This window comes from Candidatus Neptunochlamydia vexilliferae (genome assembly GCF_015356785.1).
GTDB lineage: Bacteria > Chlamydiota > Chlamydiia > Chlamydiales > Simkaniaceae > Neptunichlamydia > Neptunichlamydia vexilliferae.
In genome coordinates this window covers 1-3,823 of the sequence record NZ_JAAEJV010000093.1, presented here as the reverse complement: position 1 = coordinate 3,823, position 3,823 = coordinate 1, and the positions used below count along the sequence as shown (strand labels likewise).

Here is a 3,823-nt window from a genome sequence, read left to right as displayed (position 1 = left end):
GGGGGCAAGCCCCCCGCTGCCCCCTTGAGCTTCAATCTGGCAAGCCAAATCGCCCCTTCTCGGGGGGCCGTGCAAAGCACTGTTCCACCCCTCGTGCGGAGCGATTTTCCAGAGCCATCTTGAAGCCGCGGACAGCTCACCACATGGCTTTTCTTCGCCTTCGGCTCCGAAGCCATGTCAGTTCGCTGGAAAGGTTCTTTCCTAGAAAACCTTGCACATCTTTCACCAAGGAACAAGCCTCTTTTTTTCCAGGTTTTTAGCCACTTACCATATTCGCTTTGCTCGACTTTCAGCTTAACAAAAAAAATCCACTGAACCGACACAGCTTCGGAGCCGAAGGCGAAGAAAAGCTACGTCGTGAAGTGTTACCTCAGCATGCTGTATTTTGAACCATGCCCTTTTTTGCGACATTTTGGAATAAATACTATGTGGTATTTGCAATCCCATCTAGAATGGGTTAAGCTTTCATAAGACGATGTTGTCATATATTTTCCTTTTGTTGACCCGTCAAGCCAACAAGGATAATATCGACATCATCTTTTTTTTTACTGAATCAGAGGCCAAGCCTTGGGAGTCCACTAGTCAAACTAGTGGTTTACCTATTGAAATTAGAAATCCTCCTTTGGGTAAGCTCCTTGTTTATCGGGATCTTTGGAAACAGTGCTTGGTCGGCAATCCTCACCTCTTTTTCTGAAGCGGTTGACAGCAGCTCCCAAGGGTGGGCCCTGGGCATTACAGGAGCAATCGTTGCTCTTTCATTCATGCTGACTGGCTTTTCTCCCAACCTGATTCCCCACTTTGGAGTGATGCCTCTCATTGGTTTCGGAGGGATTTGCACCCTCGTTGGTGCCTCCATCCTATTCTATTATTGCCCTTTGTACACGACAATTTTTCACGATAGTTCCCCACCTCCATAGGGAGAAGCCTTAAAAACCTTAGGCAACTAAGGCTTTTGCCCAGTCTAAAGAAAATTTTCCCTAGAATGTCACAAATGTAGTCTAGCCCGTATCTGAATATGCTTACAGCTAACCTGTATCTGGAACTCTGTTTTGCTTTACTAGCGATAAGGCAGGGTAGCTGTGCTAGGTTCACGGTTTTAGACAGGATAATCGCTAGTAGAATATTGACAAAGCAGTCAATTCTAGGCTTGCTCCATACGAAGTTTTGGTTTAATATGGTTGTTAACTCGCTGGCATGTTTCATTTTCCGTCCTTTTGGTTCGGTTTGTTTTTCAACGAAACATTTTAATGCCAGCGAGTTACTTGTCAAATGCTAAATTTTTGTCGTGTACAAAGATTATTGCCAGAAAAAACTTGACAGCTGACCTTCTTTTTGGCACCCTCTTTGAAAAAAGTGTGTATATGAAAATGCTTATTGAAAAAATCATCGAAGCGGCTACAGAGGTGCACCATACCCTTGGGGGACCAGGCCTTCTCGAGACCATTTACGAGTCCGCTCTTGTCCATGAGCTCTCTCTTCTTGGAATTACTAGCCAAAGGCAAGTTCCCGTCCCCGTCCTCTATAAAAGTCAAGAGGTGCGCGACCCTCTTTTTCTCGATTTGATCGTAGAAGAAGAGGTGATCATCGAGATTAAAGCAACAGGGAAGGACTACCCTATGTATCGGGCGCAGCTTGCTACCTACCTCCGCCTCATGGGCAAATAAACCGGCCTGCTTCTCAACTTTGGGAAAACAACCCTAAAGGAAGGCATCACTCATATTGTAAACGCCTGAACCAACAAGGTTTTCCAGGCTCAAGAACAAAGGCGAAGGAAGCGCGTCCCAGGAAAACCACTCCCAGCTTTCACACTTATCAGGCTCTTTAAGCTCTAGAACTCCTTGAAACTTGTTGACGAGCATAAAGAGGCTGACATAATGCTTCCCCTCTGTCTCAAAGATATCATTCGTCCAAGGGCCAGGAAAAATCTCTTCTGCAATCAGACCGGTTTCTTCTTCCAGCTCTCTTGCAGCACAATCAGCCGGGGTCTCCCCAAACTCCAAGTGTCCTCCTGGAGGACACCAGGTTCCTACTCCATGGGCATGGATCCTTTTTCCCAAAAGGATCTTCCCCTCATTGAGAACGAGAGCCCCTACACCTATCTTAGGTCTTTCCATACGTGTAAATTCCTACATTAAAGCCATGAAAGATGGTTTGCTTCGCGAGTTTAAACCCTGCTTTTTCTGCTACCCGTGTACTACGGATATTCGTTGGTTCAATAATCGCAATGAGTTTATCGAGCTTCAGCTCTTTGATCGCATAATCTCTAATGGCAATCACCGCCTTGGTTGCAAGCCCCTCCCCCCATTCAGAAGGAGCGAGTCGATAACCAATCTCAACGCATTTCTCCCCATCAACCTCTTGATGAATAGGCCCTGCAAAGCCGATCAACTGACTGGTTTCTTTAGAGATAAGGGCCCATAAACCATATCCATGCTCTTGATAGTGTTGAAAGATCCTCTTTTGAAGACACGTGCTTGTATCCTCGCGAGAAAGGGGACCTGTCATCGAGTATTCCATCACTTGAGGGTCCCCTAAAATCGGGGCAAGGGCATCAAGGTCTTCTTCACTAAAGTCTCGAATAATAAGCCGCTTTGTTTCTAAAATCATACCTAAAATGGTACCATATCCACGGCGAATTTATGAAAAAGATTTGACACCTAGCACCTTAAGTAAATATTCCTTATCGTAGGCAGCCTTCAGACGTTTGTTAGCTGTGCCCAATTTTACTGACTTCTCTTTGGTTAAGTAATTCAAGGAAATACGGCGAATGAGGGATAGGTTTTCTGTAATATATCCTGCTCGAGCTGTTAAGTTGTCTTCTCGAAATGCTACATCTAAAATCCAGTGCGTACTTTCAATACCCCAATGTCCTCGAATCAAAAGGCCTATTTCCTCCGAGGATTCTTGCAAGCTACTGATATAATATCGGCGCTCTTTGCTGGTAATCTCCTTTTTGGTTACCTTAGACTCAATACAGACAATAGTCGACAACCCCTTCCAATGAAGCTTGTAATCCCCAAGAAAACCTGATTCAGTCGCTGTGTATATTTGACGAATCTCATGTCGACCTTTTCCCTTTTCTTCTACTTCAAACTTGTGAAAGTCAATCCCGAGTTCACCATATTTAATAGCCTGATCAAAGAAATTTTCAACTTCGTCATTTAGTTTTGACTGATTTCCTTTCAGAGCGAGGGTATAATCGGCTCCTTTATGCACTATTTTTTCGGCAATATTTTTTTGGGTTCCCATCGCTTCTATTGGCCTTGTTCACCTTTACAGGTAAAAAGTTCGCACATTTATCGGTGGTATATGTAAGAAAGATACGTCGGGGGCAAGCCCCCCGCTGCCCCCTTGAGCTTCAATCTGGCAAGCCAAACCGATCTTCCTCGGGGGGCCGTGCAAAGCACTGTTCCACCCCTCGTTCAGATCAATTTTGCAGAGCCATCTTGAAGCCGTGGACACTTCACGACGCAGCTTTTCTTCGCCTTCGGCTCTGAAGCTGCGTAGGTTCAGTGTTTTTTTTTGTTAAGCTGAAAGTCAAACCAAAGCGAATATGGTAAGTGGCTAAAAAACTGAAAAAAGGAGACTTACTGCTTGGTAAAAGATGAGCGAGGTTTTCTAAAAAAAAACCTTTCCAGCGAACTGACATGGCTTCGGAGCCGAAGGCGAAGAAAAACCATGCGGTGAGCTGTCCGCGGCTTCAAAATGGCTCTGCAAAATCGCCCCGCACGAGGGGTGGAACAGTGCTTTGCACGGCCCCCCGAGAAGGGGCGATTTGGCTTGCCAGATTGAAGCTCAAGGGGGCAGCGGGGGGCTTGCCCCC

General features: G+C 45.7%; 5 protein-coding genes and 1 pseudogene. 2 read left to right on the top strand and 4 right to left on the bottom strand.

The window, feature by feature from the left end:
• Positions 1-398 precede the first annotated feature (398 nt).
• Positions 399-485 (bottom strand): annotated as a pseudogene (locus NEPTK9_RS10070) (IS200/IS605 family transposase); the annotation flags it as partial.
• Between the two features lie 117 nt (positions 486-602).
• Here NEPTK9_RS10070 and NEPTK9_RS09150 point away from each other — a divergent pair.
• Complete coding sequence (locus NEPTK9_RS09150; protein WP_194848528.1) at positions 603-917, top strand: hypothetical protein; 315 nt, start codon at positions 603-605, stop codon at positions 915-917.
• Between the two features lie 444 nt (positions 918-1,361).
• A complete protein-coding gene (locus tag NEPTK9_RS09145) occupies positions 1,362-1,664 on the top strand; it encodes a GxxExxY protein (RefSeq protein ID WP_194848527.1) in 303 nt (100 codons plus the stop codon).
• Positions 1,665-1,697: 33 nt separating this feature from the next.
• Here the strand turns inward: NEPTK9_RS09145 and NEPTK9_RS09140 are convergent, their stop codons facing one another.
• From NEPTK9_RS09140 to NEPTK9_RS09130, 3 genes are read right to left on the bottom strand one after another with little or no spacing between them, the layout of a single operon-like run.
• Positions 1,698-2,114, bottom strand: a complete 417-nt coding sequence (locus NEPTK9_RS09140; protein ID WP_194848526.1) for a nucleotide triphosphate diphosphatase NUDT15 — start codon at positions 2,112-2,114, stop codon at positions 1,698-1,700.
• Entirely contained in the window at positions 2,101-2,607 is a 507-nt protein-coding gene (locus NEPTK9_RS09135) for a GNAT family N-acetyltransferase (RefSeq protein ID WP_194848525.1), read from the bottom strand. Before NEPTK9_RS09135 ends, NEPTK9_RS09140 begins: the two co-directional genes overlap by 14 nt.
• 30 nt (positions 2,608-2,637) lie before the next feature.
• A complete protein-coding gene (locus NEPTK9_RS09130) occupies positions 2,638-3,249 on the bottom strand; it encodes an ISAs1 family transposase (RefSeq protein WP_228547117.1) in 612 nt (203 codons plus the stop codon).
• Positions 3,250-3,823: the final 574 nt, after the last annotated feature.